The sequence below is a fragment of the Prevotella sp. AGR2160 genome (assembly GCF_000424185.1).
In the GTDB taxonomy this organism is placed as follows: Bacteria; Bacteroidota; Bacteroidia; order Bacteroidales; family Bacteroidaceae; genus Prevotella.
This window is the reverse complement of the sequence record NZ_AUJK01000001.1, coordinates 211,499-233,596: the sequence shown is the minus strand read 5'-3', so window position 1 is coordinate 233,596 and position 22,098 is coordinate 211,499. Positions and strand designations below refer to the sequence as shown.

The following is a 22,098-nucleotide window of genomic DNA, read 5'->3' as shown; positions in this document are numbered from 1 at the left end:
TCGCCCTGCAGGGGCCGTCCCTTGTGGCGGCCCGATGCCGGTACGGCATTCTTTTTTGGCGGTATTGGGATTCGGCGTTCCGCCGACGGGCCGCCACAAGGGACGGCCCCTGCAAAGGGAAACGAAAAAGACAGAGTAACAGATGTTTACATACACTGCGCAGTATATGTTTCATCTGTTACTCTGTCTTTTTCAAATAATAACTAATACACAGGTTTAACAACTTCTACTCTCATTCCAAGAGCACCGATAATTCTGTAAAAGACACCGACACTTGGAGTTATCACCCCATTCTCTATTTTCGAGATATAAGACTTTGTCATATTCGTTCGCTTGGCTAACTCCGCCTGTGTGACATTAGCCTCCTTCCTGGCATCATGAATCACTTGTCCTGAGTAAAAAGCATAAGCATCTTCCTCAGCCTTTGCACGCTGAGGTGTTCCCTGCTTGCCAAATTTCTGATCCAGTATTGCGTCGTAATCAACGATCTTGTGATTGTTTGTCTGCATAATATGCCTCCTTTATCTTTATAGCTTTTTCTATTTCTGACTGTGGTGTCTTCTGAGTCTTTTTCTGAAATCCGTTAAACAGAACGACTATTCTTCCTTCATCAAATATAAAGAATACTCGATAAATATTGCCACTCCATTCTGTCCTTAATTCATAAATACCATCACGAATAAGTTTGACAAACTTCTTTGGCAACCTATCTTGCGTTTTTAAGAGGAGAAGACCATACTGTATCTTAGTCTGCTCTTTTTCTGAAAGCGTTTCCATGAAAGCTTCAAAATAACCGCCATATGTCAGGATCCTTCGTTCCATGTTGCAAAGATACAAAAAGTTTCCATATCATACAACTTTTATCTCGATTTTTAGTGTAACTTACATACACTGCGCAGTATATGTTTCTTCTGTTACTCTGTCTTTTTTTGTTGGGGCGGAGCATGATAAATCATGTCCCTACGGTGGAGTTCACTGCGTCGGCGAGGTGGCGGAGACCACGCTCGATGTAGCTGCGGGGCGATCCGATGTTCAGACGCATGAAACCCTCACCACCGGGACCGAACATCTCACCGTCGTTGAGGGCCAGATGGGCCTTGTCGATGAAGAGGTCCAGGAGGGCGTCATGGGAGAGATGGAGATCCCGGCAGTCGAGCCATACGAGGAAGCTGGCCTGTGGGCGCAGCGGACGGATGCCGGGGATATACTGACGGCAGTAGTCCTCCACGAAGCGGACGTTATCCTCGAGATAGGCGATAAGTTCCCGTCGCCACGGCTCTCCATGGCGGTAGGCGGCGATGGTGGCGATGGGTGCGAAGAGATTCGCCTCGTCGAGTTCGTTGGCCGTGATCCAGCCATAGAATTTCCGGCGGATCTCCGGGTTCGGCACGATGGCATAGGAGCTGATGACACCGGCGATATTGAAGGTCTTCGTCGGTGCCTGGAACGTGATGCTGATGTCACGGGCCTTATCGCTGACGGTGGCGAAGGGGATATGTTTGTGACCGAAGAGGGCCAGGTCGCAGTGGATCTCATCACTGATGACAAGGAGGTGGTGGTCATAGCAGAAGGCAGCGAGGTTCTGCAATGTCTCCTTATCCCAACAGATTCCCGCGGGATTATGGGGGGTGCAGAGGATGAGAAGGCGGCATTTGTTGTCGCAGACCTTCTCGAGGTTGTCGAAATCGATGTCGTAGTAGCCGCCATCACGGCGTCGCAGCGGATTCCACACAACCTCCCGATGGTTTCCCCGGGGCGTGAGGAAGAAGGGATGGTAGACAGGCGGCATGACGATGACCTTCTCGTCGGGCTTGACGAAGACGTTGATGACCATTCCGATACCCTTGACGATACCGGGGATGAATTTCAGCCATGGCCGTTCCACCTGCCAGCCATGATGGGAGAGGATCCAGTACTGTACTGACGGCCAGAAGTCTTCTGGCTCCACGGTATAGCCGAGGATGGGATGGTCGAGGCGACGGCGTATGGCATTGAGGATATCGGGGCAGACGGCAAAGTCCATATCGGCGACCCACATCGGTTGCAGGTCGTCACGGCCCCAACGTGGCAGCAGGGCCTCATGCATGAGGTCCCCACTGCCGCGGCGTTCTATTTCCGTTGAAAAATCGTACATTGTCGGATGTGTTTATTTATTTTCTTGCAGGGGCCGTCCCTTGTGGCGGCCCGATGCCGGTACGGCATTCAGAAGGTGTACAAAAATAATTCGGCGTTCCGCCGACGGGCCGCCACAAGGGACGGCCCCTGCAGAAGGGAATGGGCTTTATTCTTCTAAGTCTTCTTCCTCCTCCTCTTCCTCCTCGCGGTGGTTGGAGACGAAGTCAGGACGGGACTCCTTCTTGAGGATGAACTTGTCGACGACATGGGCCACACCGTCCTCCTCATTACTGTAGGTGATATAATCGGCGGCATCTTGTACCTCCGTGGAGGCGTTGGCCATGGCGACGCCGAGGCCGGCATATTCGATCATGCTCTTGTCGTTGTAACCGTCACCGACAGCGATGATCTCACTGCGGTCAATACCGAGGGTGTGGGCGAGCATGTCGATGGCGTTACTTTTCTCGATGCCCAGAGGGACACATTCGAGGAAGAAACCGGCAGAACGATATACCTCCATCTTGCCTCTGAGCTCCATGGTGAGCTTCTGCTCCAACTCATGGAGCGGCTTCGGGTCACCGACGATGAGACATTTATTGATCGGGTATTGTACCTGATGGAGGAAGTCGTCATACTGCTTGACGGGCATCTTGTTGATGAACGCCTCATGGAGCACATATTTGTTCTCCTTCTTCGTCGCGGCGATGCCCTCGCCCTGATAGGTGAGGATCTCCATGCCCGCATCCATGGCGGCATGGTAGAGGAGGGGCACATATTGCGGGTTGAGACTCTGGTTGAAGATCACCTCACCCGTCTTCGGACGTGTGATCTTACCACCATTGTATGCGAGGATGTAACCATCATATTTACTCAGTTTGAGCTGCTTGGCCAGCGGCATGATGCCATAGGTAGGGCGACCGGAAGCCAGGACAACGGTGACACCGACGGTCTGGGCTTCCATGAGCGCTGCAAGGGTACGAGGGGTGATTTCTTTTTTTTCGTTCGTCAACGTGCCGTCCAAGTCGAGCACGATCATCTTGTACTGTTTCATATCACTTGCCTTTCGTTGGTTGATTCGGTTACAAAGATATGACAAAAAATTGAAAAGTAAAAAAGTAAAGAATTAAAGAATTAAAAAATTAAACGTAGGCTGAATAATTCCCTGCCTACGTTTACTTTTTTACTTCTTTACTTTTTTACTTTTCCAGTGCCTGCCGGATATCCTCGAAGAGGTCGTCGACATCCTCAAGGCCTACGGAGAGGCGGATGGTGGTGTCGAGGACGTCCATATCCTGACGGGCCTTCGGCGGGAAGAGGCCGAAGATCGTGCTCGCGGGATGGATGGCGAGGGTACGGTTGTCGAAGAGGTTCGTGGCACGGTGGATGACCTTCAACTTATTGAGCATGGAGAAGCAGGCCTCCTGACTCTCGAGGTCGATGCAGACCATGGCACCGGCGGCCTTGCCGAACTGCTTCCGGGCAAGTTCGTGATAGGGGTTATCCTCCAGACCGACGTAGTTGACGCGTTTGATCTGCGGCAGTTTCTCCAGGCGTTTGGCCAACTCGAGGGCGTTGCTGCTCTGCACGCGGTAGCGGGCGTCGAGGGTCTCAAGACCGATGGTCTGCAGGAAAGCCACCTGAGGCGTCATGTAAGCGCCGAAATTGAAGAGGCTCTCTCCGGCCATCGTCTTCGTGAAGCGCGGGAAGTTGCCGTAGTCGATGATCAGACCGCCGAGACTCGTAGCACCACCACTGACATATTTCGTGGAGGAGACGACTTCGATGTCCACGCCGAGGTCCTTGGCGGAGAACTGCGTGAAGGGGATCGTCGTCGTGTCAGCCACGAGGGGCACATGATGGCTCTTGGTGATCTCGGCGAGACCACCGATGTCAGCCACCTCCATCTGCGGGTTCGTGATGATCTCGAAGAAGAGGGCACAGGTCTTGTCGTCGACAGCCTCACGGACCTCGTCGAGATTCGTCAGGTCGACGAGACGGGCGTCGACACCGAAGCGGTGCAGGGTGAAGGCCAGAAGGGAGAAGGTGTTGCCGAAGAGGTGCTTCGACGTGACGATATTCTTTCCTTTGGCAGCGAGGGTCAGGATGGCATTGCTGATGGCTGCCATGCCGGAGTTGACAGCCGTGACATGTACGGCACCTGTGAGGGCTTCCACACGGCGCTCAAAGTTGGTGACAGTAGGATTCTCCACACGAGAGTAGTCGGGAGCGTCGATACGGCCGCAGAAAGCGTCCGACATCATCTGCGCGTCGGGGAACTCATAAGCGACGGCATTATAAACGGGAAAACTCAGTGCGTTGTAAGCGTCGGGGCGCTTATACGCCAGATGGATGGCTTGTGTCTGTTTCTTCATATAATCTCTCTAAAATATGCTGTTTGCCCCTTGGGGGTGCGTGGCCGCAACATGGCGGCCACCTACAAGAGGCTCTTATTATCTATTATCCATTATCCATTCTCCATTGATTTAGTACCACTGCACGGCATTGCTGTAGCCGCTGCGCTTGTCATATTTGAGCGCGTCTGTGAGCGTACTGGCGTTACAACGGAAGGTGAAGTTATAACTCGTGTAAGGAGCGAGGACCACCTGACAACTCATGTTGAAGCAGTGGAGGTCACGCTGCAGCGATGCCGTGGTCATGCTCATCTTATGCTGTTCAAAGTCGTAACCACTGGAGAAGTTGATATTCCAACCGTCGGAGATACGGATGTTTCCACTGAGGTTCAGCGTCTGCGTAAACTCATAAGGATAGCGCATCTTACGGTAGTTGAACTTATTGACATCGGAGCTCTCACGCATCGTGATACCGTAGCCGACGGTCAGCGACCAGGGCATGGAGAAGGACATGTAACCGTCATCATCGGTCTCGGCCTTTGTGTTCTTCCGCTTCGCGGCGTTCTTGCCTTTCTCCATCGTATCGTCGATATTGCTCTCGATATTCGTATCAGGGCCCTCATGGTCGTTGTCACTGTCGGTGTCCTTGTCGTTGTCATTATCATCCTTGTGACCGAACCACTTCTTGAAAGTCTGCGGGTTCAGCGTGAAGGAGAAGTTCTGACTCGTACCCTGGAAACGGCCGAAATGACCACGGCTCCACTCCGTATGGGTGCCGAGGACGGGCTTGCCGTTCTCGTCGAGGTCGTAGGCATAGGTGGCGAAGACGGCATTCATGGAGAAGGTGTAGTTCTTCCACCACTTCAGGCGGATATTCATGTTCAGGTCACTCCACGGCCGTACCTTCGCTGCCATGTTGTAGCTCATGCTCAGGGCCAGCTGGTCGATGAGGGAGATCTTCTTATATCCCGTGGAGTCCTTGTCGCTCTTGACCTTCATCTCGAGGTTGTTGTCGATGGAGAAATTCAGGTTGCCCGTCTTTCCCGTTCCCGGCGCACTCTCATAAGGAGAATAGCTGACGAGGGATACATTGCCGTATTCGTCCGTCTTCTGATAGGTCTGATAATAGCCATAACGGGAGGCACCGAAATCCGGAGCATAGGAGAGGCTCACCGTTGGCGTGATGACATGACGGATGGCCTGGATCTTATCACCGAAGAGCTTTCGGCTCGGCACCCAGAAACCATAGAGCTTCGTGGAGGCGGAGACGGACATGTTCCAGTTGTAGACATTATAGACGCCATAGGTGGTGTCGCGGACCTCTTCCTGTCTGAGGGCATCATAGCTGCGCTTGACCTTCTTCGTCAGCGTGACATCCTGGAAGTTGAATGACGGCGTGACATTGATATAGTTGAAGAGGGTGAAGGAGGCACCGATGGGGATGTTGTGGGTCCAGCGTGTCTGCCAGTCACGGCCGAATTTCGAATGGAGGAGCTGGTTCTCCTTCGTGGTGATGGAGTTGGAGATCTGACCGGTATAACTCATGTAGATCTTCTCATACCATTTCTCGTCACCCACCTGTTTCTTCCGGCGGAAGGGATAGAAACGGGCCAGGGAGATGCTCATGTCGGGGAGCGTCATGGCGATGGTAGAGTCTCGCATGTTCTGATTGAGATTCATTGTGGTACTCAGCGATAGACCGATGCTCGAGAAACTCGTGCTGTAAGCCACCGAAGAGGTACGGGTGGTCTGCGTCAGCGACTGTGGGTTATAGAGACTCGTGAGGTTGTTACGCTCATAGCTCTCTGAGGCGAAGTTGACGCTGGCACTCAATGAACTGTAAGGATTGGCCTTGGCATCCTGACGGTGAGTCCACTGCAGCTTGAAACTCTCCTGACGGGCAAAGTCGGGCATGCCCTTGTCACCCGTCTTGGTGTCCTGATAGGAGAAGTTAAAGTCGCCGGAATAGCGGTAACGCTTGTTGTATCTGCTTTCGGCACTGAAACCCCATGAGCCTTTCGTATAAATCTCGGCGAGGAGTTTCAAGTCCCATTTGTCACTCATGGCGAAGTAATAACCACCCTCCCGGAGGTAGAAGCCGCGGTCTTGCTCATCACCGTAGGTCGGCATGATGAAACCGGAGCTGTACCGCTTTGTGAAAGGGAAGAAGCCATAGGGGATAGCCAGGGGCAGCGGCACATCGGCGACGACGAGGTAAGCGGGTCCGAAGACGACATCCTTGCCCGGACGAACCTTCGCACGGGAGAGGGCGATATAGAAGTCGGGATCCTCCTTGTCACAGGTGGTATAACGGCCATGCTGGAGATAGATGATACCTGTGGAGTCGCGCTTGCTCTCCTTGCCCGTGAGGAAACCCTCCTGCTGCTCGGTATAGACATTATCGATGAACGCCTTCTTCGTCTTATAGTTGAAGGCGATGGTGTCGGTATTATATTGATCACTACCCATCTTAAAGAGCGGCTTTCCCTTCACGCCACCCTCTGCCGTGGAGTCCTTCGTGCCATGGGCCCTGACGAGGGAGGAGTCCATATTCATGCGGATACGGTCACTCGTGAGGTCGTATTTCTCATATTTCACGCCGGCATTACCATAGAGATGGGCCGTACGCTCCTTGGCGTCGTAGACGAGGGAGTCCTGGGCGGTATAGCTGATAGGGGCGTCGATGCCACCGGCCCTGCGACGGTTGATGGAGTCGAGGCGGATGGAGTCGTCGACGATTTTATTATGATGGTAGACAGCTAGCTGGAGGGAGTCCATCTGCGTGGTGTCCGTGACGGCACTGTCGGCAGCCAACGGGGCACCGGCGGCATTCTCCGTCTCAGGATTCTTCTTATGTTTCTTGAAGAACTGCAGTTCCGGACTTGCCATCATACAGACGACGGCAAGGAGCAGAAGGACGATAAGGGAATTTCTTCTCATTCAGATACGTTTATGCGGGCAGGACGAATGTGACCTGTCATTTTTTAGGGTTCGAAGAGCTGATGCCAGGCGCGGAAACGCGCTAGGCCGTCGGCGCCGAAGCGGGCGATGCTCTTCTCTGCTTGGTCATAGGATTTCTCCCGGTCGGGATGGGTCTTGCTATAGAACTTATCACTATAGCAGATGACCTTCTCTTCAAGGGTCTCGGGGAGGAAATCCTCATGGGGCAGGGGGAGATCCTGACGGATAATCTCCTCCTTCGTCAGTCCGGCACCGGTATGACGCTCACAGACGCGGGCATGACGCGGAAAGCCCTCCTTGCGGAGGATCTCGGCGCCGATGCGTCCGTGACAGATATAGGGCTGGTCACCGAAACAGTAGATGCCGGGGGCATCACAGCGGAAGATGCCGATGTCGTGAAGCATGGCCGCCTCTATGATGAAGTCGCGGTCCATGTGTAGTTCGGGGTGTTGGTCACAAATATGCACAGCACGCTTCATGACAAGCGTGCTGTGCACCATCAGGACCGAGCGCAGATCGGCGCTCTGGTCCTGGTAGTATTGATCTATGATCTTTTGATAATCCATATATAAAATAGGTGGGACTTTAGGCCTCGCGCTGGATATAGGCGATGACATCACCCTTGCGGACCTTCGCGCCCTGCTTGGCGTTGATCTCCACGAGCTTGCCACCGAGGGCAGCGGGGATCATCTCAAACTCGCCCCACGGCGTGCAGATATAGCAGAAGGCATCACCCTCCAGGTATTCCTTGCCGATATAGGGCTCGACGGCGGGAGCAGCCTCGGCATCACCTTGGAACTCCCAGAAAATCTGACCTTTCACGGGAGCGACGATGGCGTCAGCCTTCGCATGCTTGAAGGCGGTAGCCTCCTCTACGCTCACCTTGGCGCCGAGACGGGCATCCTTGGCCTTCTGCAGGTCGGCGAGGAAGTTCTTCTTGGCCTGGCCGCTCTTGTAGTTGCGGTACTGCTCGGGATGCATGGCGAGCTCGAAGAGCTCCTCATCATCCTGGCCGTAGTCCCAGCCATTCTCGTCCATCTCCTTCTTGAAGTCCTCAAGGTTGTTCTTCAGCAGCGTGTGGGGATCGACATCGGTGAACTCACGGCCCTGCTCCTTGGCGAGCTCAACGAGCTCGGGTGCGATGGTGCCGGGGATCTTACCACTCTTGCCGAGGATCATGCCCCACATGGAGTCGTCCATATAGACATAACGGCCCTTGCCCTGTTCCATGGACAGCAGGTTCATCAGGGCGATGTTCTTCGTATACTGGCTGAACGGGGTCACCAAGGGTGGATAACCGACGCGCGGCCATACATAAGCTACCTCGTCGAAGAGCTTGATGAGCATGTCGTCCATCGTCAGCTCTGCCTCGCCCTTCTTCTTGCGGAGGTTGTTGATGGTCGTACGGATACCACCGAGGTCAGCCATCATGGAGCCCATCATACCACCGGGCAGTCCACAGCCGAGGAGGAGGGAGGACATGATCTTGTTCTGCGGGTTGATGAAATAGCCGAGCCAGTCGTCGATGAACTCCTGCGTGAGGGCACGGGCCTTCATGTAAGCGTCCATATTGATCTCGGGAACATCGAAGCCGGCATGCTTGAGCATGCTCTGTACGGAGATCACATCGGGATGGACCTTACCCCAGGACAGCGGCTCGATGGCGGTGTCGATGATGTCGGCGCCATTCTTGCAGACCTCAAGGATGGAGGCCATGGAGAGACCGGGACCACTGTGGCCATGATACTCGATGACGATCTCAGGATGCTTGTCCTTGATCATCTTCGTCAACTGACCGAGGAAGGCGGGCTGACCGATACCGGCCATATCCTTCAGACAGATCTCCTCAGCACCGGCGGCGATCTCCTCGTCGGCGAGCTTGCTGTAGTACTCCAGCGTGTGGACAGGAGAGGTGGTGATACACAGCGTTCCCTGCGGCGTCATGCCAGCTTCCTTGGCCCACTTGATAGACGGCGCGATATTGCGGATATCGTTCAGACCGTCGAAGATACGGGTGATATCGGTACCCTGGGCATGCTTGACACGATACATCATCTGACGCACATCATCGGGCACGGGGTACATACGCAGGGCGTTGAGACCACGGTCGAGCATGTGCGTCTTGATACCGGCTTCGTGAAGCGGCTTGGTGAAGGCACGGACGGCCTTGTTGGGGTTCTCACCGGCCAACAGCTGTACCTGCTCGAAGGCACCACCGTTGGTCTCCACACGGGAGAAGCAGCCCATCTCTACGAAGATGGGTGCGATCTTTGCCAACTGGTCAGCATGAGGCTGGAACTTGCCAGAACTCTGCCACATATCTCGATAGACGAGACTGAACTGAATTTTCTTTCCCATTATTTCTTTTAATCTAATGTTGTCTTGTTACTGAATACGGGATACGCCTTTTTGTTGCCTGCCATCCGTCTTATGGGCAACGGATCGCATGACAAAGTCGTTCCGAGGTGCAAAATTAGATAAAAAAATTCAAATACGGAGCCAATGGTACTATTTTTTAGAAATATTGTATTAACTTTGTGCACAAAATCAGTTTGTTGTGCAGTAAACGACCCTAAGAAATATGAAAGTTAGAACTTTGTTGCTCATTTCCCTGACCGTCCTCGTCGCCGCTTCCTGTGGAAAGCCGAAAGGGAAGCCGAGAGAAGGATTCAACGATGAGGAGAAGGCCATCAGCTATTCGAAACCGGCACCGGGTGACAGTGTCATCTATGGTCTGGCCTGTGTGGGCTGTACGGACTCCGTCGTTGTCCTCCTGCCGAATGCCGGTGGTGATCCGGTGACCTATAACATCCTGGACGCCCGTCGTGCCCATCGTATCTATGGAACACCGACGGTGGGTGACTGGATCGGTGTGCTGCCCGTGAGCAAGGGGAGCAAGGAAGCCTACTCCGTTGTCGACCTCGATGAGCTGAAAGGGTCGTGGAGTTATACCGTCATGCCCCATCTGCGTGATGTCAGTCGGCTGAGCAAGCGACAGCAGCAGCGTATCCTGGCCAACATGCCGGACTCCATCGTACAGACCTATATGATACCTCGGCAGTATGGTTTCACACTGAGTCGACAGAGTGAGGCGTCGTCCATCGGTATGGTCCGTCAGACTTCGGATATTGAGGATGACAGTCCCGTGGAGTATCCGAAGGTACCAATGTATACGGAGTGGCATCCTTACAACAACCGGCTGATCCTCGTGCAGGGCCGTTTTGAGATGAATGGTGTCGTCTTCAACGCCAAGACGGTGCGCGACACGTTCAATATCGTCTATATGCTTAATGACTCCCTGGCCCTGCGTACGAAAAACGGTACCGTTATCGGCTTCCGTCGTCAGCAGAGTGCCCGCGCCGCCAATGCCAAGGCCAACGCTGCCGCAAAGAAGGTGGAACAGAATATTCAGAACAAACTGAAGTAAAGGCTTACTCAACCCCATCCCAAGGGATGCGGTTGTAAATCTGCCATTTGCAGGGGCCGTCCCTTGTGGCGGCCCGATGCCGGAACGGCATTCAAAAAAGGAAATTATTTCTCGATTCGATTCGGCGTAACCGCCGACGGGCCGCCACAAGGGACGGCCCCTGCAAGGGGATCAGGTTATTCGTGTGTTGCGAAGCGCTGTTCGGCGAGGTGTTCCCATTTCGTCCCCGGACGGCCGTAGTTGGCATAGGGATAGATAGAGATTCCGCCTCGAGGGGTGAAGAGACCCGTGACCTCGATATATTTCGGATCCATGAGACGGATGAGATCCTTCATGATGATGTTCACGCAGTCTTCATGAAAGTCACCATGGTTGCGGAAACTGAAGAGGTAGAGTTTCAGACTCTTGCTCTCCACCATTCGGATGTCAGGGACATAGGAGATGCGGATCTCCGCAAAGTCCGGCTGACCGGTGATGGGGCAGAGGGACGTGAACTCGGGACAGTTGAAGCGTACCCAGTAGTCATGATCCTGGTGTTTGTTGACGAAGGTCTCCAAAACCTCCGGGGCATAGTCCATCCGATATTTTGTCTTCGCGCCGAGGGCTTTCAAGCCTTCGGACTTTCTTGAATCTTGATTTTCCATTTTACAGTTTAAAAATATTATAGCTGATATTCTCGTCGTAGACATCGGAGCCTTCCGTGGCTTTCATCCAACGGACGACACGGATGGTGACGGGGAGGACGACGACTTCATAGGCGGTCTTGAGGAAGACCTGCCAGAGCATGATGGCCGGCAACTCCTTCCAAGGTACGACACCGCCGAGGGCCAGTGGGAAGAAGATGAGGGAGTCGAGACTCTCCCCGACAATGGTGCTCCAGATGGCACGGAGGGAGAAATGACGGCTGCCGTCACGCAGTTTCATGCGACTCATCACGTAGGCATTGGCGAAACTGCCGGCGAGGAAGGCTACGAAAGAGGCAGCGGCGATGCGTGGTGCCAGTCCGAAGATGGCATGGAAACCGGCATCATTATGCCACCAGGGGGCGCCGGGAATCCAGTCACAGAGGGCTCCCATGAGGACGACGAAGAAGTTCATCGCGAAGCCGCACCAGATGAGCAGCCGTGCCTTCTGATAGCCCCATACCTCACAGACACAGTCGTTGAGGATATAGGAGACGGGGAAGACGAGGAGGCCCCCCGTGAGCGAGATACCGAATACGTCGATCTGCTTGGTTTCGAGAAGGTTTGCCGTGATGAGGCAGACGCAGAAGAGGATGCTGACAAGCAGAAACAGCACACTCACCTGATTGGTGTTGGATTTCATTTTTCTTGTTTTTTAAGAGGTTAGACAAGCACTCTTTTTATATTCCCTATCTTCCTTGCGTGGCCGCAACATGGCGGCCACCTACAGATAGGGTATATGAATGATATTGGCTACCGTTAGGCCAACAGCCAGGCCATATATCCGATGAAGGCAGCGGTGAGGACGGCACCCTCCCAGCGCTGGATACGATAGCGCGTGAAGGAGAAGAGCCAGAGCAGACACATGCTCAGGACCATCACACTGAGGTCTACCATCGTGATACCCGTGATCGCCATAGGCTGGATGAGTCCGGTGATGCCGAGGATGAAGAGGATGTTGAACACATTCGATCCCAGTACATTACCGATGGCGATACCACTGTTGCCTTTCCGGGCGGACACCACACTCGTGGCGAGCTCGGGCAGGGAGGTGCCACCGGCGACGATGGTCAGTCCGATGACGGCATCACTGACGCCGAGGCTGCGGGCGATACTGCTGGCACTGTCGACGAAGAGGTTGGAGCCAATGATCAGTCCGGCCAGACCGAGGAGGATGAAGACGACCGCCTTACCCGTCGGCAATGTTTTCGTTTCCCCTTGTGGCTCCTCCGCATCCTTACGGGCCCCTCGGAGGGTCATCGTCATGAAGATGGCGAAGAGGATGATGAGGATGAAGGCATCCAGGCGACCGATATGGTTGTCGAGGCACATCAGCATCAGGGCCACGGAGGCGAGGACGGCGAAGGGGATGTCACGCTTCACCGTACTCCGGCGGATCGTCATCGGCGCCACGAGGGCGGCGACACCGACGATGAGGAGGGCATTGAAGATATTCGAGCCCACCACATTACCCACAGCGAGGTCCGGCGTTCCCTTCAGAGCCGAGAAGAGACTGACGCAGAACTCGGGCATGCTCGTTCCCATGGCGACGATGGTCAAGCCGATGACGAGCTGTGAGACGCCAAGGCGCGAGGCCACGGCGACACTGCCATCGGTGAGCCAGTCGGCACCCTTGAGAACGAGGATGATTCCTACAATAAAGAGGATGATGTCGACCATGACGGCAGCTTATTGACGGTCGTCGACATTCTCACCCTCTGTAGGTGCCAAAACGGTCTTGAAATCGGTGATGCCGGCACTGACGAGGATGTTGTACCACTGCAGGAGCTTCTTGATGTCACTGTCGTGGACACGGTCACGGTCGTAGTTGGGGAGGACGGCAGCGAAGTATTCGTGGAGATCCTTAGCACTGGCCTTCTTATACTTGAAGGTGCTGACCTGGTTGTTCTCCTTCTTGCCGACATTCTCGAGGACCTGCCACAGAGGCACATCCTCATCATCGGTATACATGGCGATATCGCCGAGCGACGTCACACGGTCGGTGGCGAAGGCGGGGACACGCTTGTGGCTCTCATCGAGGGCCTCTACAATCAGATTCATTTTGCCACGGCTCACGAGCTTATACAAGCCCGGCTTGCCGGAGATAGAGAGAATTGTTTCCATTTTTATGTTTTCGTTTTTTACTTTTTTACTTTTTTACTTTTTTACTTTTAGAAGTAGCGCCTCGACTTGTGGCTCCAGGGGGCGTCCGTCGTTGATGATCTCGAAATCGGAGCGGCGTCGCACCTCCTCCTGCGACATCTGACAGCGGATCCATTCCTCCGCCTTCTCTTGGGAGAGATGGTCACGGGCCATGATCCGCTTGGCACGGAGCGCCTCGGGGGCAGAGACCATAACGATCTTGTCGAAGGATATGCGGCGGTCGAAGCCACTCTCAAAGAGGATGGCACTCTCGAGCCACACCATGCCACTACGGAGGAAGTCACGGGCGACGGCGGGGTGGACGACATCGTTGACGGCCTGCTTGTGGGCCTCACTCTCCAGGAGGAAGGCGGCCAGCACCCGTTTCTGCAGGGTAGTTCCCTCATAGACCTGTGGGCCTACGAGTGCCTTCAGCGCCTCTCTGAGCGGCGCGTCCTCACGCATGAGGCGTTTGGCGGCGGCATCACAGTCGTAGACCTGAATGCCCCGTTGTTCCAATAGATGGCAGACATAGGATTTTCCGGATCCTATGCCGCCCGTAATCGCAATATGCATGATTTGAAGTTATTCTTGCTCGATGAGGTAGTCCACCTGGTTGAATTCCAAGGTCGGATGCCGGACTTCCTTCGGTGCCGACTTCAGATAGAGGTTACACTTCGACGAGGGCTGACGGGCAATCTCATTGTAGTCGGCGACGACGATGAACTGCTCGGGCCGGATATGGCGGAACTGACTGGCACCGATGGTGAAATGTACCCGGATCTTATTGGGGAAGGGCCGGAAGACCTTGTCGGGGGGCATATTGACCGCTTCGATAGGCACCTCGATGCTCTCCTCGGTGAGGATATCGGGGAAGAGGCCGAGACGGACCGTCACCGGCATGATCTTCGCGCCGCGGATCTTCATCAGCGGCACCCGGCGGATGACCGTATCGTTGAAGTTGGTGATGCGCAGGTCCTCTGTCGTGACATACTGGATACTGTCGAGGACATGCTGTGAGGCATAGACCGTGACATGATCGGGCCAGAACAGTACCTTCGCGAGGTAACAGCTGGCAGAGGGGCGTATGACGCCGGAGAGACGTACGGGGACCGTCTTCGAGAGTCCGTAGTTGTAATAGAACTCGAGATGGTCGGGCTTCAGCGACATCACCTTCGTCGATCCCTGGAGCTGCAGGCTTACGGCCTTGACGATGTCTGCGGCCGGTATGACCCCTTTCTCCACCTTGTCGTTGGCATAATTGTCGAAGGCGAAGGACACGGGGGCTAGGTAGCCCTTGAGCATATAGGCCGCGATATAGAACCCCTTGTCCCGCATCGTCACCATCACGGTATCATTGATATCCTGGGTGATGACGACATTCTTCGGTATGCCCGTCAGGCGCACGCGCACGGGGACCTCTTTCTCATAGGTCTCGTTGAGTGCCATCATCAGCCAGAAGATACCGCTGAGGACGAAGAAGAACAAAAAAGTCAGAAACTCCTTGTTGAAGATTTTCAGCACGGAGTCTCTGACCAGGTGTTCCGTATTCTTGAGTCTGTTCAATGCTCTTCTGGAAATTTATTTCTGTGCCGTGGTAGCTGCGGCAGCATCGGTGCTCTGGAAGATATAGCCACGGTCGACCTTGATGGTGACACCATGAGCGACCTCGAGGTCAACGGTGTTGCGGGCCTGGTCGATAAACCGGACGGTACCATAGATACCGCCACCGGTGACAACCTGATCACCAGCCTTGATAGCGTTCTGGAACTCGCGGATCTTCTTCTGCTTCTTCTGCTGGGGACGGACCATGAAAAGCCACATGATGACGAAGATGGCGACCATCATCACCAGGAATCCCAGTCCACCGCCCTGCTGGGCAGCCTGAGCGGATAAAATCATTGTATTCATCTTTATTCTTATTTGTTTGTTTCTTTATTCTTGGGGAGCATTCTCCTGCGGTGCCTTTGCCTCATGGGCCGGCGTGGGTGCCTCGAAGGTCTTCAGAAGCTTACCCTGGGCGATGAGGTTACGGGCGATGGAGTCGAGCATGCCGTTGACATAACGGCCTGACTTCGGCGTACTGTAGACCTTCGCCAGTTCCACATACTCGTTGATCGTCACGTTGAGCGGGATACTCGGGATGGTCATCATCTCGGCAATGGCGATCTGCATGATGATCAGATCCATGAAGGCCAGACGGCTCAGATCCCAGTTGCGGCTCATCTCACTCATATAGCGCTGATAGGTGTCGGCATTGAGGATGGTGGCACGGAAGATCTTACGGGCCAGCTCACGGTCCTCCTCGTCCTTATATTCGGGGAGGAGCTCCTGGTCGGCTTTCTCATTGGGATCGAACAGCTTGATGGTCTTCACCACGAAGGTGTCGACAATCTCCTTGTCGTCATTCCAATACAGGCTCTTGTCTTCCAGGACATCGTCGAGGTCGACATTGTCCATGATAAACTTTTTATAGAGCTTCCGCCACAACTCACGGTCAGCCTCATAGCTGTCGTCGGTAGCGGACATGTAATCCTGATAGATCTCACTCTGTTCGATGAGAGAAAGGATCTTGCGGACGAGCTCAATATCGTCCTTCCATGTGAATTTCTGATTTTCGATAAACTCACCGAGCATCTTGTTCTCTTCAAGCTGGACGGCGAACTTATTGAAAGCGAATTTGGGCGACGGCGCCTCTGTGCCCTCGCGCTCTGCCTTGGCCGTGAGGACGTCATTCTGACGACGGGCCTCCTGGGTGATGGCCACGATGAGGTAGAGCAGATCATTATACAGGTCGTAGGCCTTGGAAAGACTGAATATCAGTTCTTTCTCTGCCGTATCCATGTTCTTTCCTCCGTTGAGGTAGTAGGCATACGTCAACTGTACGATCTTGATTCTTATCAGCTGCCTATTAATCATTCTCCAATAATTTATGGTTCGTTTTGCTGTTATGACACTGCAAATTTAGACAATTCCCACCATATACGCAAGAAAAAGGGGGGAAAAACAAGTTTTTTTAATAGAAAAGTTGTTGGTCTCACCAAAAATGTGTACCTTTGCACCCGCTTTTCGTCAAAGCATCTCCGTGTGATGGCGAATTAATACAACATTTAATTTAGAGTAACACATTAACATTTATTCGAAATGAAAGAGATTACTGTTTCAGGTCAGAAGCGTACAGACCTTGGCAAGAAAGCTTCAAAGGCTCTCCGTAAGGAGGGTATGGTTCCCTGCAACCTCTATGGTGAGGCCAAGGACGAGAACGGCAAGCCCGTCGCCCTGTCCTTCGCTGCTCCGATGTCTGAGCTCCGTAAGGTGGTCTACACTCCCCACATCTATGTCATCAACCTCACTATCGACGGTGAGAACCACACGGCTATCCTGAAGGAGCTGCAGTTCCATCCCGTCACCGACGCTCTTCTGCACGTCGACTTCCTCGAGGTCAACGACCAGAAGCCGATCACGATCGGTATCCCCGTGAAGCTCGTCGGTCTGGCACAGGGTGTCCGCGATGGTGGTCGTATGAACCTCTCCATCCGTAAGATCAATGTCACCGCTCCTTATCAGCAGATCCCTGAGCACCTCGACATCGATGTCACCGCTCTGAAGATCGGTAAGAGCATCCGTGTCGGCGACCTGAGCTTCGAGGGTCTGGAGATGGCTACGCCGAAGAGCGTCGTTGTCTGCTCCATCAAGATGACACGTAACGCTGCCGCTTCTTCCGACGATACCGCTGAGGCTGCTGAGGGCGACGATGCAGCTGCTGAGGCTCCTGCTGAAGAGGCTAAATAATCGGAATGGACAAATATTTGATTTGTGGACTGGGAAATCCCGGTGATGAATATGCCGGGACCCGTCACAATACAGGATTTATGGTATTGGACGCTTTCGCTAAAGCGTCCAATATTTGTTTTGAGGACCGCCGGTACGGCTTCGTCGCCGAGACTTCTCTCAAAGGCCGGAAGGTGATTCTCCTCAAACCGACGACATTCATGAACCTCAGTGGCAATGCCGTGCGCTACTGGTTGAACAAGGAGAATATCGACCAGAAACGGCTCCTCGTCATCTCCGATGATGTCGCCCTGCCCCTGGGACATTTCCGACTGAAGGCCAACGGCAGTAACGGTGGTCATAATGGTCTGGGACATATCCAGCAGCTCATCGGACAGGACTATGCCCGTCTGCGCATGGGCATCGGTCATGACTATCCGCGGGGCGGACAGATCGACTGGGTCCTCGGCCATTACAGTGAGGAGGAGATGAAAGTCCTCACGCCGGCCATCGAGACGGCCTGCGATATCATCCGCAGCTTCGTCCTCGCCGGCATCGACGTGACAATGAATGATTTCAATAAACTGGGAAAATGAAAGAACTGCAACAGCATGACAGTGCCCGTCTGGACAAATGGCTGTGGGCGGCACGCATCTTCAAGACACGCTCCATCGCCGCCGACGCCTGTAAGAACGGACGCGTCACCATTGACGGGGCCAATGCCAAGCCGAGTCATACCATCAAGACGGGCGACGTGATCAGTGTCCGTAAGCCGCCGATCACCTATTCCTTTAAGGTGAAGAACTGCATCGAGCAGCGCGTGGGGGCGAAGCTCCTCGCCGGGGTCTACGAGAATGTCACCGATCCCAAACAGTATGAGCTCCTGGAGATGAGCCGTATCAGCGGCTTCGTCGACCGGGCGCGTGGCACGGGCCGTCCTACGAAGAAGGAACGCCGTGCCCTCGATGCCTTCGTCGATCCCGCCCTCTTCGGATGGGATGACGACAGCAACTTCGATTTCGACGAGGACGAGTAGGGGGGAGGAGTACCTCCGCCTCCCCTTTTTGAAACATCTCTACCGTAAAAAACAGCCTTCTCTTTGTGTCTTTTCCTTTTTTTTCCTTACCTTTGTACCGGAAATCACTAACAACAATACAACTGACAATCATGGAACAAAAACGCTATGGTCATTTCGATGACGCCCATCGTGAGTATGTCATCACCGATCCCAGGACGCCGTGGCCCTGGATCAACTACCTCGGCAACGAGGACTTCTTCTCCCTCATCAGTAATACCGCCGGTGGCTACTCCTTCTACCGCGACGCGAAATTCCGCCGTATCACGCGCTACCGTTATAACAACGTGCCGATGGACAACGACGGCCGCTATTTCTATATCAAGGACGGAGAGACCATCTGGAACCCCGGATGGAAACCCTGCCGCACACCCCTCGACAGTTATGAGTGCCGCCATGGCATGAACTATACCCGCATCACCGGCGCCAAGGACGGCATCACGGCCTCCGTGCTCTTTTTCGTGCCCCTCCATGCCCACTGTGAGGTACAGCGGATGACCCTGACGAATAACAGTCAGACGGAGAAGCACCTTACTGTTTTCTCCTTCGAGGAGTGGTGCCTGTGGAATGCCGCCACGGATATGGAGAACTTCCAGCGTAACTTCTCTACCGGTGAGGTGGAGATCGAGGGTTCTACGATCTATCATAAGACGGAATACCGCGAGCGCCGTAACCACTATGCCTTCTATCATGTCAACCAGCCCATCGCCGGTTTCGATACCGACCGTGAGACCTTCATGGGACTGTACAGTGAGAAGAGTGCCCCCGATGTCGTCGTCGACGGCCATAGCCGTAACTCCGTGGCCCATGGCTGGAGCCCGATCGCCTCACAGTCGGTGGAGGTGACCTTGAAGCCGGGTGAGCAGAAGGACCTGATCTTCATCCTCGGTTATGTGGAGAATGAGCAGGACAAGAAATGGATTGACGCCGAGGGCAACTACAGTGCTGAGGACGGTCTCGACCATGTTATTAATAAGGAGAAGGCTCATGTCCTCATCGATGCCTACGACACGCCGGAGAAGGTAGACAAGGCTTTCGGGGAGCTCCGGGACTACTGGGATCAGCTGTTGGGCATCTTCCGGGTCTCTACGGATAATGACAAACTCGACCGGATGGTGAACATCTGGAATCAGTATCAGTGTATGGTGACCTTCTGCATGAGCCGCAGCGCCTCCTTCTTTGAGTCGGGTATCGGCCGTGGCATGGGCTTCCGCGACTCCAACCAGGACCTCGTGGGCTTCGTACATCTCATCCCCGAGCGTGCCCGCCAGCGTATCCTCGACATCGCCGCTACGCAGTTCCCCGACGGTGGCTGCTATCACCAGTACCAGCCGTTGACGAAACGGGGCAACAACGATATCGGTGGCGGCTTCAATGATGATCCCTGTTGGCTGATCTTCGGTACCGTGGCCTACCTCAAGGAGACGGGTGACTTCTCCATCCTCGACGAACAGGTGCCCTTTGACAACCAGCCGGGAACGGAGAAGACACTCATGGAACATCTGACCATCTCGCTGAATCATGTCGTCCATAACCTCGGTCCCCACGGACTGCCGCTCATCGGACGTGCCGACTGGAACGACTGTCTGAACCTGAACTGCTTCTCCTGGGATCCTAACGAGAGCTTCCAGACCACGGAGAACAACTCCAAGGGGTCGAAGGCGGAGAGCGTGATGATCGCCGGCCTTTTCGTCGTCACGGCAAAGGACTATGTCGCCCTGTGCCGCTTTCTGGCTGACCATCCGAAGGCCGTGAAGGCTGCCGCCGATTATGCCGCCGAGGGAGACCGCATGCAGACGGAGGTCGACAAGATGATGGCGGCCGTGAAAGCCCATGGATGGGACGGCAACTGGTTCCTCCGCGCCTATGACTTCTATGGCCGGAAGATCGGTTCCCATGAGAACCGTGAGGGACAGATCTTCATCGAAAGCCAGGGCTGGTGCACCATGGCCGGTATCGGTCTTGAGGACGGCCTCTGCGACAAGGCTCTTGACAGTGTCAAGGAACGTATGGAGTGCGAGCATGGCATCGTGCTCAACAACCCCGCCTTCACCCATTACTATGTAGAATATGGTGAGATCAGCTCCTATCCCGAGGGCTATAAGGAGAATGCCGGTATCTTCTGCCATAACAACCCCTGGGTGATCATCGGTGAGACGGTGGACGGCCGCGGCAATGATGCCTGGGAACACTACAAGAAGATCCTGCCGTCGTATGTCGAGGAGAAATACCAGACGCTCCATAAGGTGGAGCCTTACGTGAACTGTCAGATGGTGGCCGGCAAGGATGCCTTCCGTCCCGGTGAGGGTAAGAACTCCTGGCTCACGGGTACGGCCGCCTGGATGTGGTATACCGTCTCCGAGTTCATCCTCGGTATCCAGCCCGACTTCGAAGGTCTGCGCATCGATCCCTGTCTGCCCGCCGAGGCCCGTGAATACCGTGTCCACCGCCGCTTCCGTGGCGCTGACTACGACATCACCGTCCGTAATCCCAACGGCCGTCAGAAGGGCGTCCGCTCCCTCTCCGTCGACGGCAAGCCCGTCAGCGGCAACCTCATCCCCTGTCTGTCGGGACATCATGAGGTGCTGGTAGAATTATAATCCTTCTTCTGCCGGGATAAGTCGACCGGCAGAAGAAATGGCCTGATATATCTATCGTAGATATTTTCGTAAACACGATGTTTAGAAAATTCTCTACGATAGATATTTTTGTAAACACGATGTTTATTAGTAGAACGATAATCATGAAAAACGAATAAAATATTCTGTTTTGTCGTGTGAATAATGGCGATTTTAAAATTTCCCTAAAAAAGTATATGATTTTCAGTTGACAAACGGCCCTCAATATTGTATCTTTGCAATAATTAACGGAAAAAGCTAAAGAAAATCACTTGACAAACGGCTCTCCAGGTTGTATCTTTGCAATGTAACTAATAACGCTCAATGAAACCTATAAGCTATGCAAGAAGAATGTGTTAACCACAAGATGTCAGAAAGACACCTGTTTCAGGTCTATACCGCCCCTGCCAGTACGGTGCGCAGCAACACCGTATGGGGCATACGGGAGGCCTATGACTACATCACGCGGAATCCGGAGGCGATGAAACGCACGCTGGAGCTGCGGGAGATCATCAAGGACGTCACCGCAGGACGGCGGGATCCCAAGGAGGTCGGGAAGTTCAAAACCCGATGGTTCGACTTCGCCACGTTCTCAGGGACCTTCTCTTACCGTAAGGATGACGGTCTCATCCGGCACAGCGGATTGCTCTGCCTCGACTTCGACGATGTCGGAGGACCGGCGGAGCTTAGCAACCTCAGGGAGTGGCTCATCCATGACGGACATTTCGATACGTGGCTGCTCTTCGTATCACCGAGTGGCCACGGGCTGAAATGGGTCGTCGATATCGACGTCTCCCGGGCGGACCACCGCACGTGGTTCCTCGCCATACGGGAGTATGTCCGCGAGGTCTATCAGACAGAGGTCGACGAGAAATGCGTCAACGTCTCCCGGGCCTGTTTCCTGCCCCATGACGGCAACTGTTATGTTCATCCGTCCATTTTATAAAAAATACTA

The 22,098-nt window shown here is 54.1% G+C and carries 22 protein-coding genes; 6 read left to right on the top strand and 16 right to left on the bottom strand.

From position 1 onward, the window contains the following. Positions 1-203: 203 nt before the first annotated feature. From G604_RS0101055 to G604_RS0101020, 8 genes are all read right to left on the bottom strand, one after another. Positions 204-509: a helix-turn-helix domain-containing protein gene (locus G604_RS0101055; RefSeq protein WP_028908922.1), complete on the bottom strand. Its 306-nt coding sequence runs from the start codon at positions 507-509 to the stop codon at positions 204-206. Beyond that, on the bottom strand, positions 481-822 hold the full coding sequence (locus tag G604_RS0101050; RefSeq protein WP_028908921.1) for a type II toxin-antitoxin system RelE/ParE family toxin: 342 nt from the start codon (positions 820-822) through the stop codon (positions 481-483). The genes G604_RS0101055 and G604_RS0101050 overlap by 29 nt, the downstream gene beginning before the upstream one ends. 130 nt (positions 823-952) lie before the next feature. Further along, positions 953-2,134, bottom strand: a complete 1,182-nt coding sequence (locus tag G604_RS0101045) for a MalY/PatB family protein (RefSeq protein ID WP_028908920.1) — start codon at positions 2,132-2,134, stop codon at positions 953-955. A gap of 147 nt (positions 2,135-2,281) precedes the next feature. Then, complete coding sequence (locus tag G604_RS13170; RefSeq protein WP_155941819.1) at positions 2,282-3,166, bottom strand: Cof-type HAD-IIB family hydrolase; 885 nt, start codon at positions 3,164-3,166, stop codon at positions 2,282-2,284. Positions 3,167-3,311: 145 nt separating this feature from the next. Next, entirely contained in the window at positions 3,312-4,487 is a 1,176-nt protein-coding gene (locus tag G604_RS0101035; protein WP_028908919.1) for a PLP-dependent transferase, read from the bottom strand. A gap of 111 nt (positions 4,488-4,598) precedes the next feature. Beyond that, positions 4,599-7,244, bottom strand: coding sequence for a putative LPS assembly protein LptD (locus tag G604_RS0101030; protein WP_410524356.1), 2,646 nt, complete (start codon positions 7,242-7,244; stop codon positions 4,599-4,601). A 206-nt stretch (positions 7,245-7,450) separates the two neighbouring features. After that, on the bottom strand, positions 7,451-7,993 hold the full coding sequence (locus tag G604_RS0101025; RefSeq protein ID WP_028908917.1) for an HDIG domain-containing metalloprotein: 543 nt from the start codon (positions 7,991-7,993) through the stop codon (positions 7,451-7,453). A 19-nt stretch (positions 7,994-8,012) separates the two neighbouring features. Then, positions 8,013-9,785 (bottom strand): oxaloacetate decarboxylase, encoded by a 1,773-nt coding sequence (locus tag G604_RS0101020; RefSeq protein WP_028908916.1) that lies wholly within the window; start codon positions 9,783-9,785, stop codon positions 8,013-8,015. 223 nt (positions 9,786-10,008) lie between these two features. Between G604_RS0101020 and G604_RS0101015 the strand changes: the two genes are divergently transcribed. Continuing rightward, positions 10,009-10,854, top strand: a complete 846-nt coding sequence (locus G604_RS0101015) for a hypothetical protein (RefSeq protein WP_028908915.1) — start codon at positions 10,009-10,011, stop codon at positions 10,852-10,854. Between the two features lie 176 nt (positions 10,855-11,030). On the opposite strand, the gene queF is transcribed toward G604_RS0101015, so the two are convergent. The 8 genes from queF to nusB form a co-directional block, all read right to left on the bottom strand. Continuing rightward, complete coding sequence (queF, locus tag G604_RS0101010) at positions 11,031-11,498, bottom strand: preQ(1) synthase (protein WP_028908914.1); 468 nt, start codon at positions 11,496-11,498, stop codon at positions 11,031-11,033. Between the two features lies 1 nt (position 11,499). Beyond that, on the bottom strand, positions 11,500-12,180 hold the full coding sequence (locus tag G604_RS0101005; protein WP_028908913.1) for a queuosine precursor transporter: 681 nt from the start codon (positions 12,178-12,180) through the stop codon (positions 11,500-11,502). A 116-nt stretch (positions 12,181-12,296) separates the two neighbouring features. Further along, complete coding sequence (locus G604_RS0101000; RefSeq protein WP_028908912.1) at positions 12,297-13,217, bottom strand: calcium/sodium antiporter; 921 nt, start codon at positions 13,215-13,217, stop codon at positions 12,297-12,299. A 9-nt stretch (positions 13,218-13,226) separates the two neighbouring features. Next, the gene (locus G604_RS15355; RefSeq protein WP_028908911.1) at positions 13,227-13,661 is read right to left on the bottom strand and encodes a DUF5606 domain-containing protein; all 435 of its coding nucleotides are present in this window, start codon (positions 13,659-13,661) and stop codon (positions 13,227-13,229) included. A 33-nt stretch (positions 13,662-13,694) separates the two neighbouring features. Then, entirely contained in the window at positions 13,695-14,255 is a 561-nt protein-coding gene (gene coaE / locus G604_RS15350; RefSeq protein WP_028908910.1) for a dephospho-CoA kinase, read from the bottom strand. 9 nt (positions 14,256-14,264) lie between these two features. After that, the gene (locus G604_RS0100985) at positions 14,265-15,245 is read right to left on the bottom strand and encodes a CdaR family protein (protein WP_028908909.1); all 981 of its coding nucleotides are present in this window, start codon (positions 15,243-15,245) and stop codon (positions 14,265-14,267) included. Positions 15,246-15,260: 15 nt separating this feature from the next. Next, positions 15,261-15,590, bottom strand: coding sequence for a preprotein translocase subunit YajC (gene yajC, locus G604_RS0100980; RefSeq protein ID WP_028908908.1), 330 nt, complete (start codon positions 15,588-15,590; stop codon positions 15,261-15,263). A 24-nt stretch (positions 15,591-15,614) separates the two neighbouring features. Next, a complete protein-coding gene (gene nusB / locus G604_RS0100975) occupies positions 15,615-16,598 on the bottom strand; it encodes a transcription antitermination factor NusB (RefSeq protein WP_028908907.1) in 984 nt (327 codons plus the stop codon). 225 nt (positions 16,599-16,823) lie between these two features. Between nusB and G604_RS0100970 the strand changes: the two genes are divergently transcribed. The 5 genes from G604_RS0100970 (at position 16,824) to G604_RS14640 (ending at position 22,089) form a co-directional block, all read left to right on the top strand. Then, positions 16,824-17,471 carry a 50S ribosomal protein L25/general stress protein Ctc gene (locus G604_RS0100970; RefSeq protein WP_028908906.1) on the top strand — a complete coding sequence of 216 codons (648 nt, stop codon included), beginning with the start codon at positions 16,824-16,826 and terminating at the stop codon, positions 17,469-17,471. A gap of 5 nt (positions 17,472-17,476) precedes the next feature. Beyond that, complete coding sequence (gene pth, locus G604_RS0100965) at positions 17,477-18,046, top strand: aminoacyl-tRNA hydrolase (protein ID WP_028908905.1); 570 nt, start codon at positions 17,477-17,479, stop codon at positions 18,044-18,046. Next, on the top strand, positions 18,043-18,486 hold the full coding sequence (locus tag G604_RS0100960; RefSeq protein ID WP_028908904.1) for an RNA-binding S4 domain-containing protein: 444 nt from the start codon (positions 18,043-18,045) through the stop codon (positions 18,484-18,486). Before pth ends, G604_RS0100960 begins: the two co-directional genes overlap by 4 nt. A 131-nt stretch (positions 18,487-18,617) precedes the next feature. Further along, a complete protein-coding gene (locus G604_RS0100955; protein WP_028908903.1) occupies positions 18,618-21,125 on the top strand; it encodes a GH36-type glycosyl hydrolase domain-containing protein in 2,508 nt (835 codons plus the stop codon). Between the two features lie 385 nt (positions 21,126-21,510). After that, positions 21,511-22,089: a BT4734/BF3469 family protein gene (locus G604_RS14640; RefSeq protein ID WP_051220143.1), complete on the top strand. Its 579-nt coding sequence runs from the start codon at positions 21,511-21,513 to the stop codon at positions 22,087-22,089. Positions 22,090-22,098 lie beyond the last annotated feature (9 nt).

What these genes read in the sequence shown, in the direction of transcription:
- G604_RS0101055 (WP_028908922.1), bottom strand. Translation starts at nt 509, where the DNA reads ATGCAGACAAACAATCACAAGATCGTTGATTACGACGCAATACTGGAT.
- G604_RS0101050 (WP_028908921.1), bottom strand. Translation starts at nt 822, where the DNA reads ATGGAACGAAGGATCCTGACATATGGCGGTTATTTTGAAGCTTTCATG.
- G604_RS0101045 (WP_028908920.1), bottom strand. Translation starts at nt 2,134, where the DNA reads ATGTACGATTTTTCAACGGAAATAGAACGCCGCGGCAGTGGGGACCTC.
- G604_RS13170 (WP_155941819.1), bottom strand. Translation starts at nt 3,166, where the DNA reads ATGAAACAGTACAAGATGATCGTGCTCGACTTGGACGGCACGTTGACG.
- G604_RS0101035 (WP_028908919.1), bottom strand. Translation starts at nt 4,487, where the DNA reads ATGAAGAAACAGACACAAGCCATCCATCTGGCGTATAAGCGCCCCGAC.
- G604_RS0101030 (WP_410524356.1), bottom strand. Translation starts at nt 7,244, where the DNA reads ATGGACTCCCTCCAGCTAGCTGTCTACCATCATAATAAAATCGTCGAC.
- G604_RS0101025 (WP_028908917.1), bottom strand. Translation starts at nt 7,993, where the DNA reads ATGGATTATCAAAAGATCATAGATCAATACTACCAGGACCAGAGCGCC.
- G604_RS0101020 (WP_028908916.1), bottom strand. Translation starts at nt 9,785, where the DNA reads ATGGGAAAGAAAATTCAGTTCAGTCTCGTCTATCGAGATATGTGGCAG.
- G604_RS0101015 (WP_028908915.1), top strand. Translation starts at nt 10,009, where the DNA reads ATGAAAGTTAGAACTTTGTTGCTCATTTCCCTGACCGTCCTCGTCGCC.
- queF (WP_028908914.1), bottom strand. Translation starts at nt 11,498, where the DNA reads ATGGAAAATCAAGATTCAAGAAAGTCCGAAGGCTTGAAAGCCCTCGGC.
- G604_RS0101005 (WP_028908913.1), bottom strand. Translation starts at nt 12,180, where the DNA reads ATGAAATCCAACACCAATCAGGTGAGTGTGCTGTTTCTGCTTGTCAGC.
- G604_RS0101000 (WP_028908912.1), bottom strand. Translation starts at nt 13,217, where the DNA reads ATGGTCGACATCATCCTCTTTATTGTAGGAATCATCCTCGTTCTCAAG.
- G604_RS15355 (WP_028908911.1), bottom strand. Translation starts at nt 13,661, where the DNA reads ATGGAAACAATTCTCTCTATCTCCGGCAAGCCGGGCTTGTATAAGCTC.
- coaE (WP_028908910.1), bottom strand. Translation starts at nt 14,255, where the DNA reads ATGCATATTGCGATTACGGGCGGCATAGGATCCGGAAAATCCTATGTC.
- yajC (WP_028908908.1), bottom strand. Translation starts at nt 15,590, where the DNA reads ATGAATACAATGATTTTATCCGCTCAGGCTGCCCAGCAGGGCGGTGGA.
- nusB (WP_028908907.1), bottom strand. Translation starts at nt 16,598, where the DNA reads ATGATTAATAGGCAGCTGATAAGAATCAAGATCGTACAGTTGACGTAT.
- G604_RS0100970 (WP_028908906.1), top strand. Translation starts at nt 16,824, where the DNA reads ATGAAAGAGATTACTGTTTCAGGTCAGAAGCGTACAGACCTTGGCAAG.
- pth (WP_028908905.1), top strand. Translation starts at nt 17,477, where the DNA reads ATGGACAAATATTTGATTTGTGGACTGGGAAATCCCGGTGATGAATAT.
- G604_RS0100960 (WP_028908904.1), top strand. Translation starts at nt 18,043, where the DNA reads ATGAAAGAACTGCAACAGCATGACAGTGCCCGTCTGGACAAATGGCTG.
- G604_RS0100955 (WP_028908903.1), top strand. Translation starts at nt 18,618, where the DNA reads ATGGAACAAAAACGCTATGGTCATTTCGATGACGCCCATCGTGAGTAT.
- G604_RS14640 (WP_051220143.1), top strand. Translation starts at nt 21,511, where the DNA reads ATGTCAGAAAGACACCTGTTTCAGGTCTATACCGCCCCTGCCAGTACG.